The organism is Rhodanobacter sp. FW104-R8 (assembly GCF_001617365.1).
Lineage (GTDB): Bacteria > Pseudomonadota > Gammaproteobacteria > Xanthomonadales > Rhodanobacteraceae > Rhodanobacter.
The window spans coordinates 78,237-95,013 of record NZ_LVJR01000029.1; the positions used below are offsets into that span (position 1 = coordinate 78,237).

Genomic DNA, 16,777 nt, shown 5'->3' on the forward strand with positions numbered 1-16,777 from the left:
GCTACAAACAACAGGTCGCGACTGACCGACGAAGCCGCCCCGCACCGCCCGCGATGATCAACGGACAGCATCACGCCCCATGAAAAAAGACTACGTCATCAAGATCCTCTTCATCGAAAGCTCGCTGGAAGAGGCCGAGCAGATCATCAGCCTGCTGCGCAACACCGGCATCGCCGTGCGGCCGGCCCGCGCCACCAACGTCGAACAGATGCAGGCCGCGGTGAACGAGCTGGAGCCCGACGTGGTGATGTTCGACCCGGCGATCACCAGCATCGGCCTGGAAGAGGCGGTCAAGGTGCTCGATGCCTACGGTCGCGACTACGCGCTGATGGGCCTGGTCAACAACATCGACAACCAGATCGTGGCGGACCTGTTCGTGCACGGCGCCCGCGGCGTCGCCTCGCGCAGCCAGCCGAAGCAGCTGGTCGCGGTGCTGCAGCGCGAGTTCGAATCGCTGCAGACACGCCGCCAGGTACGCCGGTTGGAAACCGCCCTGCGCGAATCGGAGCGCCGCTGCGACGCGCTGCTGGATTCATCCACCGACGCGATCGCGTACGTGCACGAGGGCATGCACGTGCGTGCCAACCATGCCTACCTGCAGACGTTCGGCTACGACGATTTCGACGACCTGCTCGGCCTGCCGGTGCTGGACATGATCGACTCGGCCAATGCGGAGGAGTTCAAGACGCTGCTCAAGGGCCACGCGCGGCAGGAAAAGCTGCCCTCCCAGCTCACCCTGCATGCGCGCCGCGCCGACGGCAGCCAGTTCGACGCCTCGGTGGAGTTCGCCCAGGCCACGTTCGAGGGCGAACCCTGCCTGCAGATCGTGTTCCGCCGCCAGTTGGTCGACCCCGGCATGCTCGAACGGCTGCAGCGCGACCAGGTTACCGGGCTGTTCAACCGCGCCCGCATGCTGGAATGCATCGACGATGCCGTGACCGCCGCCGCCAAGGGCAAGAAGGGCCAGTCGCTGCTGCTGGTCGAGCCGGACAACTGGGCAGCGCTGGTGGGCGGCATCGGCCTGGGCAAGGCCGACGAACTGCTGGCCGGCTTCGCCGACCGCATCCGCATGCTGCTGGGCGCCGACGACGTCGCCGGCATGCTCGCCGAGCATACGCTGGGCGTGATCCTGGATTCGCGCACCGACGAGGCGATCAAGGAATGGATCACCCGGCTGCAGCACAGCGTCAGCAGCGAGATCTTCGACGCCGGCTCGCGCTCGATCACGGTCACCGCCAGCGTCGGCGGCAGCCTGCTGGGCGAGAAGAACGCGAACACCGAACTGCTGCTCAACCAGGCCAGCCAGGCGCTGCGCACGGCGCAAAGCCTGGGCGGCAGCCAGGTCGAGCTGCACGACCCCGCCGCGCGCGAAAAGGCCGACGAGGAACGCGAGCGCTACTGGCTGGACCTGCTGCGCAAGGCGCTCACCGGGGAAGGCATGGTGCTCTACCACCAGCAGACCATCAGCCTGCAGGACGCCGAAGGCGACTATTCCGAGCTCCTGCTGCGCATGAACGGCCCGCAGGGCGAGGTGCTGCCGGGCTTTTTCATGCCGATCGCCGAGAAGCACGGCCTCACCGGCGCGATCGACCGCTGGGTGCTCGACCAGGCCATCACGGCGCTGCAGGCGCGCGAAGGCCAAGGCCAGCAGACCACCTTCTTCATCAAGCTCACCGCCGCCTCGCTGCAGGACAACCAGCTGTTGGCGTGGCTGGGCGAGCGACTCAAGCAGGCCCGGCTGAAGCGCGGCCAGCTGGTGCTGGAAATGACCGAGAGCAAGGTGATGACGCTGCTGCGCCCCGCGCAGGAGTTCGTCAACGGCTGGAAGAAGCTCGGCGGCCGCTTCGCGCTGGAGCAGTTCGGCTCGGGCCTCAACTCGTTCCAGTTGCTCAACCACGTCGACGCGGATTACCTGAAGATCGACCGCAGCTATATGGCCGACCTGCCGCAGCACCCGGAGAGCCAGAAGAAAATCACCGAAATCTGCCACCAGGCGCGCGAACTGAAGCGCCTGACCATCGCCGAGTGGGTCGAGGACGCCACCAGCACCTCGCTGCTGTTCGCCTGCGGCGTGGATTTCGTGCAGGGCAACTTCCTGCAGCAACCGCAGCGGCTGGAGTAGGCGCCGGGCGAGCCGCGCCGGCGCCGCCACGAAAAAACCCGCGGATCGCTCCGCGGGTTTTTTCATGCTGCGGCAACTGCGGCGCGGATTACTCGGCAGCGGCGGCGGCCTTGGCGCTCGCCTTGGCGGCAGCGGCGGCGGCGATGTCTTCCTTGATGCGCGCGGCCTTGCCTTCCAGGTTGCGCAGGTAGTACAGCTTGGCGCCGCGCACCTTGCCCTTGCGCTTCACTTCCACCGAGTCGATGGCCGGGCTGTGCGCCTGGAACACGCGCTCCACGCCGGTGCCGTGCGAGATCTTGCGCACGGTGAAGGCCGAGTGCAGCCCGCGGCTGCGCCTGGCGATGACGATGCCTTCGAACGCCTGCACGCGCTCGCGGTTGCCTTCCTTCACCTTGACGTTGACCACCACGGTGTCGCCGGGGCCGAATTCCGGCAGCTGGCGGGTGATCTGCTCGGATTCGAACTGTTCAATGATCTTGTTCATGGCGCACCTGTCGGTTCACGTAAATCGCTATCAATGGCTGCGACCGTCACCCGGCCGCATCGTCTTGCCGTGCCTGCCCTCGCGAGGCATGTTCACGGCGGAATTCATCCAGCAGGGTCCGGGATGCCGCATCCAGTCCACGCTGTGACAACAAGTCGGGCCGCCGCAACCAGGTCCGTCCCAGCGACTGCTTCAGGCGCCAGCGGGCGATCGCCGCATGGTCGCCGGACAGCAGCACCTCCGGCACGGAACCCAGCGCATCGTGCACCGGTTTCGCATAGTGCGGACAATCCAGCAGGCCATCCGAGAATGAATCCTGCTCGGCGGACTGCGCGTCGTTCAACGCGCCATCCTGCAAGCGCCCCACCGCGTCGATGACCACCGCGGCGGCCAACTCGCCGCCGGACAGCACATAATCGCCGATGGAGAGCTCCTCGTCGACCTCGTGCGCCAGCAGACGCTCGTCTACACCTTCGTAACGCCCGCAGAGCAAGGCGATGCGCGGCAACTTCGCCAGCGCTTCCACCCTGCCCTGCGTCAGCCGCGCTCCCTGCGGACTGAGATAAACCAGATGCACCGGTTCCGGTGCCGCCGCGCGCATGGCCGCCAGGGTCGTGCGCAACGGCTCGATCATCATCACCATGCCCGGACCGCCGCCGTACGCGCTGCTGTCCACGCTGCGATGCCTGTCGGTGGCGTAGTCGCGCGGGTTCCAGGTTTCCACCTGCAGCAGCTCGCGCTGCTGCGCGCGTCCCACCACACCGACGGCGGCGCACTGGCGCACGAAGTCGGGAAACAGGCTGACGACATCGATGCGCATGATCCTTGACCCTTGGGCCCGCGACCCGGCGACGTCAGAATTCAGGATCCCAGTCCACCACCATGCGCCCTGCGGACAGATCCACCGAACGCACATACGAACCCTGGACGAAGGGAATCAGCCGCTCGCGCTCGCCGTCCCTCACCACCACCACGTCGTTGGCGCCGGTGGCGAACAGGTGACTGACCCGCCCCAGCTTCACGCCTTCCGTGGTGACGACCTCGAGTCCCTCGAGATCGACCCAGTAATACTCGCCTTCCGCAGGAGGCGGCAGCTGCTCGCGGGCGACATGGATGTCGGTACCGACCAGCGCCGCTGCCTGCTCCCGGTCGTCCACTCCGGGCAGCTGGGCCACCATGCCCTTGCCCTGCGTACGACCCTTCACTCCGCTGACCTGCGTCTCCACGCCGGGCGCTGCACCGAGCAGCCACGGCTGGTAGTCGAAGATCCGCATGCGCGGCTCGGCCCAGGATTCGATCTTGAGCCAGCCCTGCACGCCGTACAACCCGACGATGCGCCCGATCAGGACGCGCCGACCGGCTGCAGTCACGCTCAGGCAGCCTGCTGCTTGCCGGCTTCCTTGACCAGGGCAGCGACCTTGTCGGTCAGCTGGGCGCCCTTGCCCACCCACTCCTTGACGCGCTCGACGTTCAGCTCGAGGCGCTTGTCCTTGCCCGACGCGACCGGGTTGTAATAACCGATGTTCTCGATGTTGCGGCCGTCGCGCTTGTTGCGCTGATCGGTCACCACGACGTGGTAGAACGGGCGGCCCTTGGCGCCACCGCGCGAAAGACGAATCTTGACCATGGTAGAACTCCAGAATTGCCGAACCGGCGGCAGGCACACGAGAGCCGTGCGCGGTAAACGGGGCATTTTAGCGGTTTTTCGTCAAAATGGAAGGGTCGGGAAGCAGGAGTGAGGGAAGAGGAGTGAGAGAAGGCGTTTTGCTTTTCTCCGTCTCCTCACTCCTCTTCCCTCACTTCTCGCTCTTTCAGCGCATCGGCGGCAGCCCGCCCATCCCGCCCATGCCCTTCATGGCGCCGCGCATCTGCCGCAGCAGGCCCTTGGTGCCGCCCTTGGACAACTTGGACATCATCTTTTCCATCTGCATGTATTGCTTGAGCAGGCGGTTGACGTCGGCCGGCTGGGTGCCCGAGCCGCGCGCCACGCGGGCGCGGCGGGAGCCGTTCAGCAGATCGGGATAGCGGCGCTCCTTCTGGGTCATCGAGCCGATGATCGCGATCATCCGCTTCATCTCGCCGTCGTTGACCTTGGACTTCACGCTGTCCGGCAGGCTGGACACGCCCGGCAGCTTGTCCATCAGGCCGGCCAGGCCGCCCATGTTGCCCATCTGCTCCAGCTGGTCTTTCATGTCGTTCAGGTCGAAGCGCTTGCCCTTCATCACCTTCTGGGCCAGCTTCTGCGCCTTGTCCTGGTCGACCTTGCGCTCGACCTCCTCGACCAGCGACAGCACGTCGCCCATGCCGAGGATGCGCTGGGCCAGGCGATCGGGGTGGAACGGCTCCAGCGCGTCGCTCTTCTCGCCGGCGCCGAGGAACTTGATCGGCTTGCCGGTGACGTAGCGCACTGACAGCGCCGCGCCGCCGCGGGCGTCGCCGTCGGTCTTGGTGAGGATCACGCCGGTCAGCGGCAGCGCCTCGTTGAACGCCTTGGCCGTGTTGGCGGCATCCTGGCCGGTCATCGAGTCGACCACGAACAGGGTCTCGATCGGCGTGATCGCGGCATGCAGCGCCTTGATCTCGGCCATCATCGCCTCGTCCACGTGCAGGCGGCCGGCGGTGTCGACCAGCAGCACGTCGACCACCTCGCGGCGCGCGGCGGCGATGGCGTCCTTCGCGATCTGCACCGGATCCTGGCCCGCCGCGGACGGGAAGAACTTCACCCCGACCTGCTCGGCCAGCGTGCGCAGCTGCTCGATGGCGGCCGGGCGGTAGACGTCGCAGCTGACCACCATCACCTTTTTCTTCTTGCGCTCGGTGAGCAGGCGCGCCAGCTTGGCCACCGTGGTGGTCTTGCCGGCGCCCTGCAGGCCCGCCATCAGCACCACGGCCGGCGGCTGCTGGGCCAGGTTCAGCTCGGTGTTGGCGGTGCCCATCACCACGGTCAGCTCGTCGCTGACCACCTTGATCAGCGCCTGGCCCGGCGACAGGCTCTTGATCACGTCCTGGCCGACCGCGCGCACCTTGATCCGCTGGATCAGCGCCTGTACCACCGGCAGCGCCACGTCCGCCTCCAGCAGCGCGATGCGCACTTCGCGCAGGGCTTCGCGGATGTTTTCCTCGGTCAGCCGGCCACGGCCGCGCAGGCGGGTGACGGTGGCGGAAAGGCGTTGGCTGAGCGACTCGAACATGGCGGAACCGGCAAACGGGAAAGTGGCCGATTATAACGGAGCGACCGCCCGGCTTCGCATGCACGCCGGCGCGGGCCTGTGCGACACTGCGCGACCATGGTCATCCACGTCTTCGCCCTGCTCGCCATCGTGCTCTACCTCGCCGCTGCCGGCGGGCTGGCGCGCCCGCTGCTGGGTGGCGGCCAGCCGCTGAACCGGCTGGCGCTGGGCCTGGCCGGCACCGCCGTGTTGACCCACGCCGGCATCCTGCTAGGCATGCATCGCGGCGCGCTGGACCTGCACTTCTTCGCCGCGCTGTCGCTGGTCGCCTTCGTGGTGTCGGCATTGACCCTGCTGGTGAACGCCTCGCGCCCGGTCGCCGCGCTCGGCGTGATCGTGTTTCCGCTGACCGCCGCGCTCCTTGCAGCGGACAGCTTCCTGGCACCAGCGACCCTGCCGCAACCGATGGACTGGCAGATCAAGCTGCACGTGACAGTGGCCCTGCTCGCGTTCGGCGTACTGTCGATCGCCGCCGCGCTGGCGATCCTGCTGGCGATCCAGGAGCGTGCGTTGCGCCACCGGCAGTTCGGCCGCTGGCTGCGCGCCCTGCCCCCGCTGACGCTGACCGAAACCCTGCTGTTCCGCCTCATCGGCGCGGGTTTCACGCTGCTCACGCTGACCCTGCTCACCGGCGTGCTGTTCGTCGACAACCTGTTCGGCCAGCACCTGGTGCACAAGACCGTGCTCTCGATCGTGGCCTGGCTGGTGTTCGGCGTGCTGCTGTACGGCCGCTGGCGGCACGGCTGGCGCGGCTCCCGCGCGGTCAATCTCACCCTGATCGGCATGGCGGTGCTGGTGCTGGCGTTCTTCGGCTCGAAATTCGTGCTGGAACTGATCCTGCACCGCACATTACCCTGAGCATCCGCGCCGGCCGTCAGCCGGCAGCTCGCTCAGCGGCAGGCGTCGATCGCCTCGCCCAGCCGCTCCACCCCGACCACTTCCATCTCGCCCACGCGTCCCTTCTTGGGCGCGTTCGCCTTCGGCACGATGGCGCGGCGGAAGCCGTGGTGGGCGGCCTCCTTCAGGCGCTCCTCGCCGTTCGGTACCGGTCGGATCTCGCCGGATAGGCCGACTTCGCCGAAGGCAATGGTGTGCTCCGGCAGCGGCCGGTCGCGCAGCGACGACAGCACCGCCAGCAGCACCGGCAGGTCGGCGGCAGTCTCCTGCACGCGGATGCCGCCCACCACGTTGACGAACACGTCCTGGTCGTACGCCGCCACGCCGCCGTGCCGGTGCAGCACCGCCAGCAGCATCGCCAGGCGGTTCTGCTCCAGCCCCAGGGTGACCCGCCGCGGGTTGCCCAGCGAGGACTGGTCCACCAGCGCCTGCACCTCGACCAGCAACGGCCGGGTGCCTTCGCGGGTGACCATCACCGCACTGCCCGAGGTCGGCCCCGCGTGCGTGGACAGGAAGATCGCCGACGGGTTCGGCACCTCGCGCAGGCCCTTGTCCGACATCGCGAACACGCCCAGTTCGTTGACCGCGCCGAAGCGGTTCTTGAACGCGCGCAGCACGCGGAAGCGGCTGCCGGATTCGCCCTCGAAGTAGAGCACCGCGTCGACCATGTGCTCAAGCACGCGCGGGCCGGCGATGCCGCCTTCCTTGGTGACGTGGCCGACCAGGAACACCGAGGTGCCGGTCTCCTTGGCGAAGCGGGTGAGCTTGGCCGCGGACTCGCGCACCTGGCTCACCGAACCGGGCGCGGCGGTGAGCAGCTCGGTCCAGATGGTCTGGATCGAGTCGATCACCAGCACCCGCGGCCGGCTCGCCGCCGCCTGTTCGAGGATCCGCTCGATACAGGTCTCGGCCAGCGCCTGCAGCGGCTCCAATGGCAGGCCGAGCCGCTGCGCGCGTGAGGCCACCTGCGCCAGCGACTCCTCGCCGGTGACGTACACGCTGGACAGCTGCCCGCCCAGCGTGCCCAGCATCTGCAGCAGCAGGGTCGACTTGCCGATGCCCGGATCGCCGCCGATCAGCACCACCGAACCCTCGACCAGGCCGCCGCCGAGTACGCGGTCCAGCTCGCCGACGCCGGTCAGCGTGCGTGCCTCGGTGGTCAGCGCCACCGCGGTCAGCGGCGTGATGCGCGGCGCGCCGGCAGCGGCGCCAGCGTAGCTGGAGCGCTGCGCGCCCACCGACGGCTTCGCCGCCGAGGCCGGCGCCAGCACGATCTCGCTGAGCGTGTTCCACGCCCCGCACTCGGCGCACGCGCCCTGCCACTTCGGGTGCTCGGCGCCGCAATCGGTGCAGACGTAGGCGGTCTTGGCTTTGGCCATGCGGGTTCCCGACTGGATCCGTGGAAGAAGCGAGCTTAGCCCGCAATCATCGCAAGCAGCGAGACGCGGCGGCGGCAAAAGCTGTCGGCTTCCGCCGCCGGCTGCGCGACTGCCCGCTCAGTCGAACGAACCGACGAACGAATCCGCCGCGTAGTTCTCGAACTTGGTGTAGTGGCCCAGGAAGGTGAGCTTGCAGGTGTCGGTGGGGCCGTTGCGCTGCTTGCCGATGATGATCTCGGCGATGCCCTTGTCGGCCGATTCCTTGTTGTAGTACTCGTCGCGGTAGATGAACATGATCACGTCGGCGTCCTGCTCGATGGCGCCGGACTCGCGCAGGTCGGACATCATCGGGCGCTTGTCGGCACGCTGCTCCAGCGAACGGTTCAACTGCGACAGGGCGATCACCGGCACGTTCAGCTCCTTGGCCAACCCCTTCAGCGAGCGCGAGATTTCCGAAATTTCGGTGGCGCGGTTCTCCTTGTTGCCGGGCACCTGCATCAGCTGCAGGTAGTCGATCACGATCAGGCCCAGCCCGCCGTGCTCGCGATGCAGCCGGCGCGAGCGCGAACGCAACTCCACCGGCGACAGGCTTGGCGTGTCGTCGATGAAGATCTTCGCCTCGGACAGGATCGAGATCGCGTTGGAGACGCGCGGCCAGTCCTCCTCCTGCAGGTCGCCGTTGCGCAGGTGCTGCTGGTGGATGCGGCCGACCGAGGAGATCAGGCGGAACGCCAGCTGCGAGGCGGACATCTCCATCGAGAACACCACCACCGCCTTCTTCGCGCGCAACGCGGCGGTCTCGGCGATGTTCAGCGCGAACGCGGTCTTGCCCATCGAGGGGCGCGCCGCCACGATGATCAGGTCCGACGGCTGCAGGCCGGAAGTGAGGTTGTCCAGGTCGGTGAAGCCGGTGGTGACACCGGTGAGCTGGCCGCGGTTCTCGTAGCGCTCGGTGAGCAGGCGGAACGCATCCTTCACCGCCTCGCGCATCGAGACGGAATCCTTCTTGCCGCGCGCGCCGGATTCGGCGATGTGGAACACGCGCTGCTCGGCGCTTTCCAGCACCTCGTGCACGCTCTTGCCCTCGGGCCGGTAGCCGTCCTCGGTGATCGAGGTGCCGGCGTCGATCAGCTGGCGCAGCACCGACTTCTCGCGCACGATCTCGGCGTAGGCGGTGATGTTGGCCGCGCTGGGCGTGCTGTTGGCCAGCTCGATCAGGTAGCCGGCGCCGCCGACCATCTCGGCCAGGCCGTTGCTCTCGAACCAGTCGCCCAGGGTCACCGCGTCGCACGGCATGCCCTTGTTCGCCAGCTCGTTGATCGCCCGCCAGATCAGCCGGTGGTCCTTGCGGTAGAAATCGTCCTCGCCGAGCCGGTCGGCCACCTTGTCTAGCGCGTCGGGCGCCAGCATCAGGCCGCCCAGCACCGCCTGTTCGGCGTCGATCGAGTGCGGAGGCACCCGCAGCGCTTCGATGGCCGGCGAGGAGGACTTGCGTTCGGGCACGAAGGACATCGACTTACCTCTGCAGAATGACCCTACAACCGGCACGCCATGCGCCGACATCCCGCGGGCGGTTGCACCTCCAGCATCATGCGCGGCGATGTCTCACCCGTCGAGACAATAAGTCTGTGGACAAGTTGGGGATTGCTGGGGATAACGCTGCCATCCGCCGCGGCGAATCCCCGATCCCGGACCCCGAAAAACAAACGGGCGCCTCGCGGCGCCCGTTCGTCCCGTCGCGGATGGCGGACCGGCTTACTTGTCGCCGACCACGACCACCTTGACCGTGGTCTGCACGTCGGCGTGCAGGCTCACCACCACGTCGTACTCGCCGACGTTGCGCAGCGGGCCTTCGCCCAGGATCACTTCGTTCTTGTGCACTTCGTGGCCGGCGGCGACCAGTGCCTCGGCGATGTCGCGCGGGCCGACCGAGCCGAACAGCTTGCCTTCGGCGCTGGCGTGCGCGGCGATCGTCACCGCCACCCCGGCCAGGCGGGCCTTGCGGGCCTCCGCGTCGGACAGCAGGGTGTTGGCCTTGGCTTCGTATTCGGCACGACGCTGTTCGAACGCAGCCAGGTTGGCGGCATTGACGCGCACGGCCTTGCCCTGCGGCAGCAGGTAGTTGCGGCCGTAGCCCGGCTTCACGGTGACCTTGTCACCGAGGGTGCCGAGGTTGCGGACTTTCTGCAGAAGAATGAGTTCCATGATGCTTTCCTGTTCGTTAGCACCGGTGCGGCCCGATGCAGCCAGAGGACGGTTGTCCGAAGGATGTCCGATGTCCCGCCCGGCCGAAGCCGGACAGGACCACCCGTCGCAGCGCCAGGCTGCGGACGGTCACGCTCAGACGTCGTGGTTGTCGGTGTACGGCAGCAGCGAGAGGAAGCGCGCGCGCTTGATCGCGGTGGCCAGCTGACGCTGGTAGCGGGCCTTGGTGCCGGTGATGCGGCTCGGCACGATCTTGCCGTTCTCGGTGACGTACTGGCGCAGGGTGTTGAGATCCTTGTAGTCGATCTCCTTCACGTCTTCGGCAGTGAAGCGGCAGAACTTGCGGCGGCGGAAAAACTTGGACATGTCTGTGCTCCTGATCAATCGTCGCTATCGCGATCGTTGTCGCGGTCGTCGCCGCGGCCGCGGCCTTCGCCGTCACCCTCGTCGTCACGGCGGCGGGTGGACTTGGCGTCGTCCTTTTCCTTCGACTTCAGGATGAAGGACGGCTCGGTGTCGGCCTCGTCGCGACGGATCACCAGGTGGCGCAGCACGGCGTCGTTGAAACGGAAGCCCGACTCCAGCTCGCTCAACGCGTTCTGGCTCACTTCAATGTTGAGCAGCACGTAATGTGCCTTGGCCAGGTTGACGATCGGGTAGGCCAACTGGCGGCGGCCCCAGTCTTCCAGGCGGTGGATCTTGCCGCCGTCGGTCTCGATCAGCGCCTTGTAGCGCTCGATCATCGCCGGGACTTGCTCGCTCTGGTCCGGATGGACCATGAACACGACTTCGTAATGACGCAGGGTCATTGTGGTTTGACTCCTTGTGGATGCGGCCTTGCGGCCTCGCAGCCTCCCGCCGGTGCGGTGAGGCAAGTGTCCTGCCGGCGCCTGTTGGAGCGCGGACAGAAGCGGAATTGTATGCGGGACGGGGAGTTGGGCGCAAGAGCAGGCCGATGGCCGGAAACGGGCCCGCGTGTCACCCCGCCCGGCTCAGCCCACCGTGAAGCTCTCGCCGCAGCCGCATTCGCCGGTGGCGTTGGGGTTGTGGAACACGAAGCTGGCGTTGAGGCCCTGCCGCTGGAAGTCGATCACCGTGCCATCGACCAGGGCCAGGCTCTTGTCGTCGACGACCAGCGGCAATCCATCCACCTCGACCAGCCGGTCGCCTTCGCCGATCGCCTCGGCCAGGTCGACCACGTAGGCGAAGCCGGAACAGCCGCTGCGCCGGACCCCGAAACGCACGCCGGCCGCGGCCGGCGTGCCGGCGAGGAAGTGGCGCATGCGTTCGTTGGCGGCGGGGGTGATGGTGATGCTCATGACTAATCGATCCAGCGTGTGGCGGATGCCCGGGAAGGTCGCGGCACGGGCAACGGCTACATTATCATGCCGGTTTGGCCTTGCGCGCCGCCGCGCATGCGCCGTTCATCATCATTGCGCGCCGACATGCGGCGCTTCAGCAGGAGTTTCAACCGATGGCCGTGGTCAGTGTGAAGCAGGCTCTTTCCGGCAAGTTCGACGCCGGCAGTGCGGTGACCGTGCGCGGCTGGGTGCGCACCCGCCGCGATTCCAAGGCCGGGCTGTCCTTCGTCAGCGTCACCGACGGCTCCTGCTTCGACCCGATCCAGGCGGTGGTGCCCTCCACCCTGGCCAACTACGAGAGCGAGGTGAAGCACCTCACCGCCGGCGCCGGCGTGATCGTCAGCGGCACGCTGGTACCGTCGCAGGGCAAGGGCCAGGCCTTCGAGATCCAGGCCAGCGGGGTGACCGTCACCGGCTTCGTCGACGATCCGGAAACCTACCCGATCCAGCCCAAGCAGCACACCATGGAATTCCTGCGCGAGGTAGCCCACCTGCGCCCGCGCACCAACCTGTTCGGCGCGGTGACCCGGGTGCGCCACACCATGATGACGGCGATCCACCGCCACCTCACCGAACAGGGCTTCTTCTGGATCAACACGCCGATCATCACCACCTCGGATGCCGAGGGCGCCGGCGACATGTTCCGGCTGTCCACGCTGGACCTGGCCAACCTGCCACGCGACGATAAGGGCAAGATCGACTTCCGCAAGGATTTCTTCGGCCGCGAGGCGTTCCTCACCGTGTCCGGCCAGCTCAACGTCGAGGCGTACGCGCTGGCGATGAGCAAGGTCTACACCTTCGGCCCCACCTTCCGCGCCGAGAACTCCAACACGCCGCGACATCTGGCCGAGTTCTGGATGGTCGAGCCGGAGATCGCGTTCGCCGACCTCGCCGCCAACGCCGACTGCGCCGAGGCCTTCCTCAAGGCGATCTTCAAGGCCGTGCTGGAGGAACGACCGGACGACATGGCGTTCTTCGCCGAGCGCGTGCTGCCGGAGGCGATCAGCCGGCTGGAGACGTTCATCGCCCAGCCGTTCGAGCGCATCGACTACACCGAGGCGGTGGACATCCTGAAGCGGTCGGGCCAGAAGTTCGAGTACCCGGTAGCCTGGGGCATCGACCTGCAGACCGAACACGAGCGCTACCTCGCCGAGAAACATATCGGCCGTCCCGTGGTCGTGATGAACTACCCCGAGGCGATCAAGGCGTTCTACATGCGGCTGAACGACGACGGCAAGACGGTGGCGGCGATGGACGTGCTGGCGCCGGGCATCGGCGAGATCATCGGCGGCAGCCAGCGCGAGGAGCGGCTGGACTACCTCGACCGGCGCATGGCGCAGTTCGGCCTCGATCCCGTGACTTATAGCTGGTACCGCGACCTGCGCCGTTATGGCACGGTCCCCCATGCGGGCTTCGGCCTCGGCTTCGAGCGCCTGCTGGTGTACGTGTGCGGCCTGGCCAACATCCGCGACGCCATTCCCTACCCCCGTGCCGCCGGGACGGCCGAATTCTGAGCAGCCCATCCGCCATGCCGTCCAGACTCTCCGCCACCGTCGCCGCACTGGCCCTGACCGTCCTGCTGGGCGGCTGCCACAGCGCCAAGGCGCTGCTGCCGCCGAACCTGCGGCCGCCCTCGGAGAACACCGGCGACGCGCTGAAGCTGGCCCGGCTGCAGTTGATGCAGGCCTCGCCGTGCTGCAGCAGCTTCGCCGACTTCTCCTATCGCAGCATGCTGCCGTGGCAGCCGCAGAAGTTCGTGCTGGGCAGCGGCAGCATGGTGGCCAACCTCAACGGCACGCAGAGCTACTTCCTCGCCTTCCGCCTGCCCACCGACGTGAAACTGCCGTACCAGGTCGCCCTGAAATCGGAATTGAACGGGCGCTGGCTGCACGCCAGCTACCTGTTCGCGCCCACCATCGTGCTGCTGGACGAGGGTTTCCAGCCGATCCGCTCCGAGGACATCGGCCTGTGCGAGCACATGGGCTGGAGCGACGAAAGCTCCGGCGCGTTCGGCAGCTTCAAGATCGACAACCAGCAGGCGCGCTACCTGCTGGTCTACAGCTCGGCCGAACAGCAGGCGGGCAAGACCTACTGGGAACAGTCGCCCGCCTCGATCGCCACTTCCAGCGCGGCGTCGCTGCAGATGAACTCCACCGGCAGCTTCAGCATCCCGCATGGCCCCGATGGCACGTTGTGGGTCGGCAAGATGAACAAGACCTACGAAAACGCCCTTGCCAACGCGATCTGCAAGAAGGCCGCCAAGGGCGACGGCGTGCTCAACACCCTGCGTACCGCCTTGCCGCTGCCGTGGAGCGGTGACAACGGCAAGCCCAACCATCACGGTTCGCCATGATCGCCCTCTATCTCGCCCTGCTGGCGAGCGGTATCGGCCTGTTCGTGCTTTCGTACGTCGCGCCGTTCCGGGTCGCCGCCCTGCTGCGCCGGCGCTACCCGGAGCACTGGCAGATCATCGCCCCGCCGGAGCACGGCGGGCTCTCGGGTTTCCGCATCTGGGCCCGCATGCAACAGGTGCTGCGCTCGCCGGCGCTGCCGGCCCTGGGCGATGCGGCCATCGATCGCTGGCGTGGCGTATGGCGCTACAGCCAGTGGCTGGGCTGGCTATGCTGGCTCGGCGCGCTGGCGATGCGCCTGTGGCTGCACTGAGCAACCGGGGGATGTGACCATGCAACTGGATCTGACGGGTCGCCACGCGCTGGTCTGCGGTGCCTCGCAAGGCATCGGCCGCGCCAGCGCGATCGAGCTGGCCGGGCTCGGTGCCAGCGTCACCCTGCTGGCGCGCTCGAGCGACGCGCTCGAGACCGTCGCCGGAAGCCTGCTGCGGACCCATGCCGCGCAGCGGCACGGCTGGTGCAGCGTCGACATGCTGGACACCGCCCGCCTGCAGGCAACCGCGACCGGGATCGCCGCCGGCGCTCCGGTACACATCCTGATCAACAACAGCGGCGGCCCCCCGGGCGGCCCGGCCTTCAGCGCGGAGCCCGCAGCCTTCGAGGCGGCGTTCCGCCAGCACCTGCTGGCCGGCCAGGTGCTGCTGCAGGCGCTGCTGCCCGGCATGCGCGAGAGCGGCTACGGCCGCATCGTCAACGTGATCTCCACCTCGGTGAAGGAACCGATCGCCGGGCTCGGCGTATCCAACACCGTGCGCGCCGCGGTCGCCGGCTGGGCCAAGACCCTGTCCGCCGAACTGGCCGCCGACGGCATCACGGTCAACAACGTGCTGCCCGGCTACACCCGCACCCAGCGCCTCGACGGATTGCTTGCCGCGCAGGCCGCGGCCAGCGAACGCAACGAGGACGCGATCGCCCAGGCCATGCTGGCCTCGGTGCCGGCCCGCCGCTTCGGCGAAGCCGGTGAAGTGGCCGCGGTGATCGCGTTCCTGTGCACGCCTGCGGCCGCCTACGTCAACGGCGTCAGCATCGCGGTGGATGGCGGCCGCACCCGCGCGCTGAGTTGAGCCACTCGTCCCGCACCTCCCGCTTTTCCACTCGCTTCCCGCTTGCGCATACGCCGGCGTCCGGTGCAATTGCGGCACGCTGGTTTTAAGCTTGCACCGATGTCCATCCCACGCCTAGCCAACCTGATCGACGGCCGCCTGCAGGCGCCGCAGCGCGACGCATGGCTGGACGTGCATGAACCGGCCACCGGCGCGGTGTTCGCCCATTGCCCCGATTCCGGCGCATCCGACGTCGCCGCTGCGGTGGCCGCCGCCGCTCGCGCCGCTCCAGGCTGGGCCAGTACGCCGGTCGAGCAGCGGGCGCGCCTGCTGCAGCGGCTGGCTGACCTGGTCGAGGCGCGGCTGGAAGAGTTCGCCGCGCTGGAATCGCGCGACAGCGGCAAGCCGCTGAGCCTCGCGCGCCGGCTCGACATCCCGCGCGCGGTCAGCAACCTGCGCTACTTCGCCGCCGCGATCATCGGCTGGGGCAGCGAATCGCACGCGATGGAAGCCGGCCTCACCGGCGCCGGCGCGATCAACTACACCTTGCGCCAGTCGCTCGGCGTGGTCGGCTGCATCAGCCCGTGGAACCTGCCGCTGTACCTGTTCACCTGGAAGATCGCGCCGGCGCTGGCCGCCGGCAACACGGTGGTGGCCAAGCCGTCGGAAGTGACACCGTGCACCGCCGCCCTGCTCGGCGAGCTGAGCATCGAGGCCGGTTTCCCGCCCGGCGTGCTGAACATCGTGCAGGGCCGCGGGCCCGGCGTCGGCCAGGCGATCGTCGAGCATCCCCGGGTCAAGGCGGTCTCCTTCACCGGCAGCACCGCCACCGGCGCGCACATCGCCGCCACCGCAGCCGCACAGTTCAAGAAGATCTCGCTGGAGATGGGCGGCAAGAATCCGGCGATCGTGTTCGCCGACGCCGATCTTTCCGACGCGAACCTGGACACCATCGTGCGCTCGGGCTTCGCCAACCAGGGCGAGATCTGCCTGTGCGGCTCGCGCCTGCTGGTGCAGCGGTCGATCTACGACGCCTTCCGCCAGCGTTACCTGGCGCGCGTGCAGGCGCTGCGCGTGGGCGACCCGCACGACGCCGGCAGCGATCTCGGCGCGATGGTCTCGCGGACGCACTACGACAAGGTGCTCGGCTGCATCGAACAGGCTCGCGCCGAAGGCGGCCGCGTGCTGTACGGCGGTGAATCGATCAAATTGCCCGGCCGCTGCGCCGGCGGCTGGTTCATCGCGCCGACCGTGATCGAAGGCCTGCCGTCCGCGGCGCCGACAAACCAGCAGGAGATCTTCGGCCCGGTGGTCAGCCTGATCCCGTTCGAGGACGAGGACGAGGCGCTGGCGATCGCCAACGACAGCCGCTATGGCCTGGCCGCCTCGCTGTGGACGCAGGACCTCTCCCGCGCCCACCGGCTCGCCGGCCGGCTCGAGTTTGGCATCGTGTGGATCAACTGCTGGCTGCTGCGCGACCTGCGCACGCCGTTCGGCGGCGCCAAGCAATCCGGGCTCGGCCGCGAGGGCGGCAACGAGGCGCTGCACTTCTTCACCGAGCCGAAAAACGTCTGCATCGCCTACGGCGCGTCGTCCGTACACCCCTAGGGCGCGCGAGTGCGCTGGCCCCATACCCGGAATCCCG

The 16,777-nt window shown here is 67.9% G+C and carries 18 protein-coding genes; 7 read left to right on the forward strand and 11 right to left on the reverse strand.

Translation table 11 applies throughout. The annotated features are described in order from the left end of the window. The first annotated feature begins 79 nt into the window (after positions 1–79). Positions 80–2,122 carry a GGDEF domain-containing phosphodiesterase gene (locus tag RHOFW104R8_RS10040; protein ID WP_068097654.1) on the forward strand — a complete coding sequence of 681 codons (2,043 nt, stop codon included), beginning with the start codon at positions 80–82 and terminating at the stop codon, positions 2,120–2,122. A gap of 88 nt (positions 2,123–2,210) precedes the next feature. Here RHOFW104R8_RS10040 and rplS read toward each other — a convergent pair whose 3' ends face one another. From rplS to ffh, 5 genes are all read right to left on the reverse strand, one after another. Beyond that, positions 2,211–2,606 carry a 50S ribosomal protein L19 gene (rplS, locus tag RHOFW104R8_RS10045; protein WP_068097651.1) on the reverse strand — a complete coding sequence of 132 codons (396 nt, stop codon included), beginning with the start codon at positions 2,604–2,606 and terminating at the stop codon, positions 2,211–2,213. 46 nt (positions 2,607–2,652) lie between these two features. Beyond that, entirely contained in the window at positions 2,653–3,426 is a 774-nt protein-coding gene (gene trmD, locus RHOFW104R8_RS10050; protein ID WP_068097648.1) for a tRNA (guanosine(37)-N1)-methyltransferase TrmD, read from the reverse strand. A 34-nt stretch (positions 3,427–3,460) separates the two neighbouring features. Next, positions 3,461–3,976: a ribosome maturation factor RimM gene (gene rimM / locus RHOFW104R8_RS10055; protein WP_068097644.1), complete on the reverse strand. Its 516-nt coding sequence runs from the start codon at positions 3,974–3,976 to the stop codon at positions 3,461–3,463. A gap of 2 nt (positions 3,977–3,978) precedes the next feature. After that, positions 3,979–4,233, reverse strand: a complete 255-nt coding sequence (rpsP, locus tag RHOFW104R8_RS10060; protein WP_068097641.1) for a 30S ribosomal protein S16 — start codon at positions 4,231–4,233, stop codon at positions 3,979–3,981. A gap of 184 nt (positions 4,234–4,417) precedes the next feature. Continuing rightward, on the reverse strand, positions 4,418–5,797 hold the full coding sequence (ffh, locus tag RHOFW104R8_RS10065) for a signal recognition particle protein (protein WP_068098862.1): 1,380 nt from the start codon (positions 5,795–5,797) through the stop codon (positions 4,418–4,420). 96 nt (positions 5,798–5,893) lie between these two features. Between ffh and RHOFW104R8_RS10070 the strand changes: the two genes are divergently transcribed. Beyond that, positions 5,894–6,694, forward strand: coding sequence for an inner membrane protein YpjD (locus tag RHOFW104R8_RS10070; RefSeq protein WP_068090656.1), 801 nt, complete (start codon positions 5,894–5,896; stop codon positions 6,692–6,694). Positions 6,695–6,726: 32 nt separating this feature from the next. Here the strand turns inward: RHOFW104R8_RS10070 and radA are convergent, their stop codons facing one another. The 6 genes from radA to RHOFW104R8_RS10100 form a co-directional block, all read right to left on the reverse strand. Beyond that, positions 6,727–8,112, reverse strand: a complete 1,386-nt coding sequence (gene radA / locus RHOFW104R8_RS10075; protein ID WP_068090660.1) for a DNA repair protein RadA — start codon at positions 8,110–8,112, stop codon at positions 6,727–6,729. Positions 8,113–8,229: 117 nt separating this feature from the next. Next, complete coding sequence (locus RHOFW104R8_RS10080) at positions 8,230–9,624, reverse strand: replicative DNA helicase (protein WP_068090662.1); 1,395 nt, start codon at positions 9,622–9,624, stop codon at positions 8,230–8,232. Positions 9,625–9,867: 243 nt separating this feature from the next. Continuing rightward, positions 9,868–10,317, reverse strand: a complete 450-nt coding sequence (gene rplI / locus RHOFW104R8_RS10085) for a 50S ribosomal protein L9 (protein ID WP_068090664.1) — start codon at positions 10,315–10,317, stop codon at positions 9,868–9,870. Between the two features lie 135 nt (positions 10,318–10,452). Then, positions 10,453–10,683 carry a 30S ribosomal protein S18 gene (rpsR, locus tag RHOFW104R8_RS10090; protein ID WP_007081973.1) on the reverse strand — a complete coding sequence of 77 codons (231 nt, stop codon included), beginning with the start codon at positions 10,681–10,683 and terminating at the stop codon, positions 10,453–10,455. 14 nt (positions 10,684–10,697) lie between these two features. Next, the gene (rpsF, locus tag RHOFW104R8_RS10095) at positions 10,698–11,126 is read right to left on the reverse strand and encodes a 30S ribosomal protein S6 (protein ID WP_068090666.1); all 429 of its coding nucleotides are present in this window, start codon (positions 11,124–11,126) and stop codon (positions 10,698–10,700) included. Between the two features lie 183 nt (positions 11,127–11,309). Continuing rightward, complete coding sequence (locus tag RHOFW104R8_RS10100) at positions 11,310–11,636, reverse strand: iron-sulfur cluster assembly accessory protein (protein WP_068090667.1); 327 nt, start codon at positions 11,634–11,636, stop codon at positions 11,310–11,312. A 155-nt stretch (positions 11,637–11,791) separates the two neighbouring features. On the opposite strand from RHOFW104R8_RS10100, the gene asnS reads away from it, so the two are divergent. The 5 genes from asnS (at position 11,792) to RHOFW104R8_RS10125 (ending at position 16,740) form a co-directional block, all read left to right on the forward strand. Further along, entirely contained in the window at positions 11,792–13,192 is a 1,401-nt protein-coding gene (gene asnS / locus RHOFW104R8_RS10105; protein ID WP_068090812.1) for an asparagine--tRNA ligase, read from the forward strand. Between the two features lie 14 nt (positions 13,193–13,206). Next, positions 13,207–14,031: a MalM family protein gene (locus RHOFW104R8_RS10110; RefSeq protein ID WP_068090669.1), complete on the forward strand. Its 825-nt coding sequence runs from the start codon at positions 13,207–13,209 to the stop codon at positions 14,029–14,031. Then, positions 14,028–14,342 (forward strand): hypothetical protein, encoded by a 315-nt coding sequence (locus tag RHOFW104R8_RS10115; RefSeq protein ID WP_063089709.1) that lies wholly within the window; start codon positions 14,028–14,030, stop codon positions 14,340–14,342. Before RHOFW104R8_RS10110 ends, RHOFW104R8_RS10115 begins: the two co-directional genes overlap by 4 nt. Positions 14,343–14,361: 19 nt before the next feature. Next, positions 14,362–15,153 (forward strand): SDR family oxidoreductase, encoded by a 792-nt coding sequence (locus RHOFW104R8_RS10120; protein ID WP_068090814.1) that lies wholly within the window; start codon positions 14,362–14,364, stop codon positions 15,151–15,153. Positions 15,154–15,252: 99 nt separating this feature from the next. Further along, on the forward strand, positions 15,253–16,740 hold the full coding sequence (locus RHOFW104R8_RS10125) for an aldehyde dehydrogenase (RefSeq protein ID WP_201028742.1): 1,488 nt from the start codon (positions 15,253–15,255) through the stop codon (positions 16,738–16,740). Positions 16,741–16,777 lie beyond the last annotated feature (37 nt).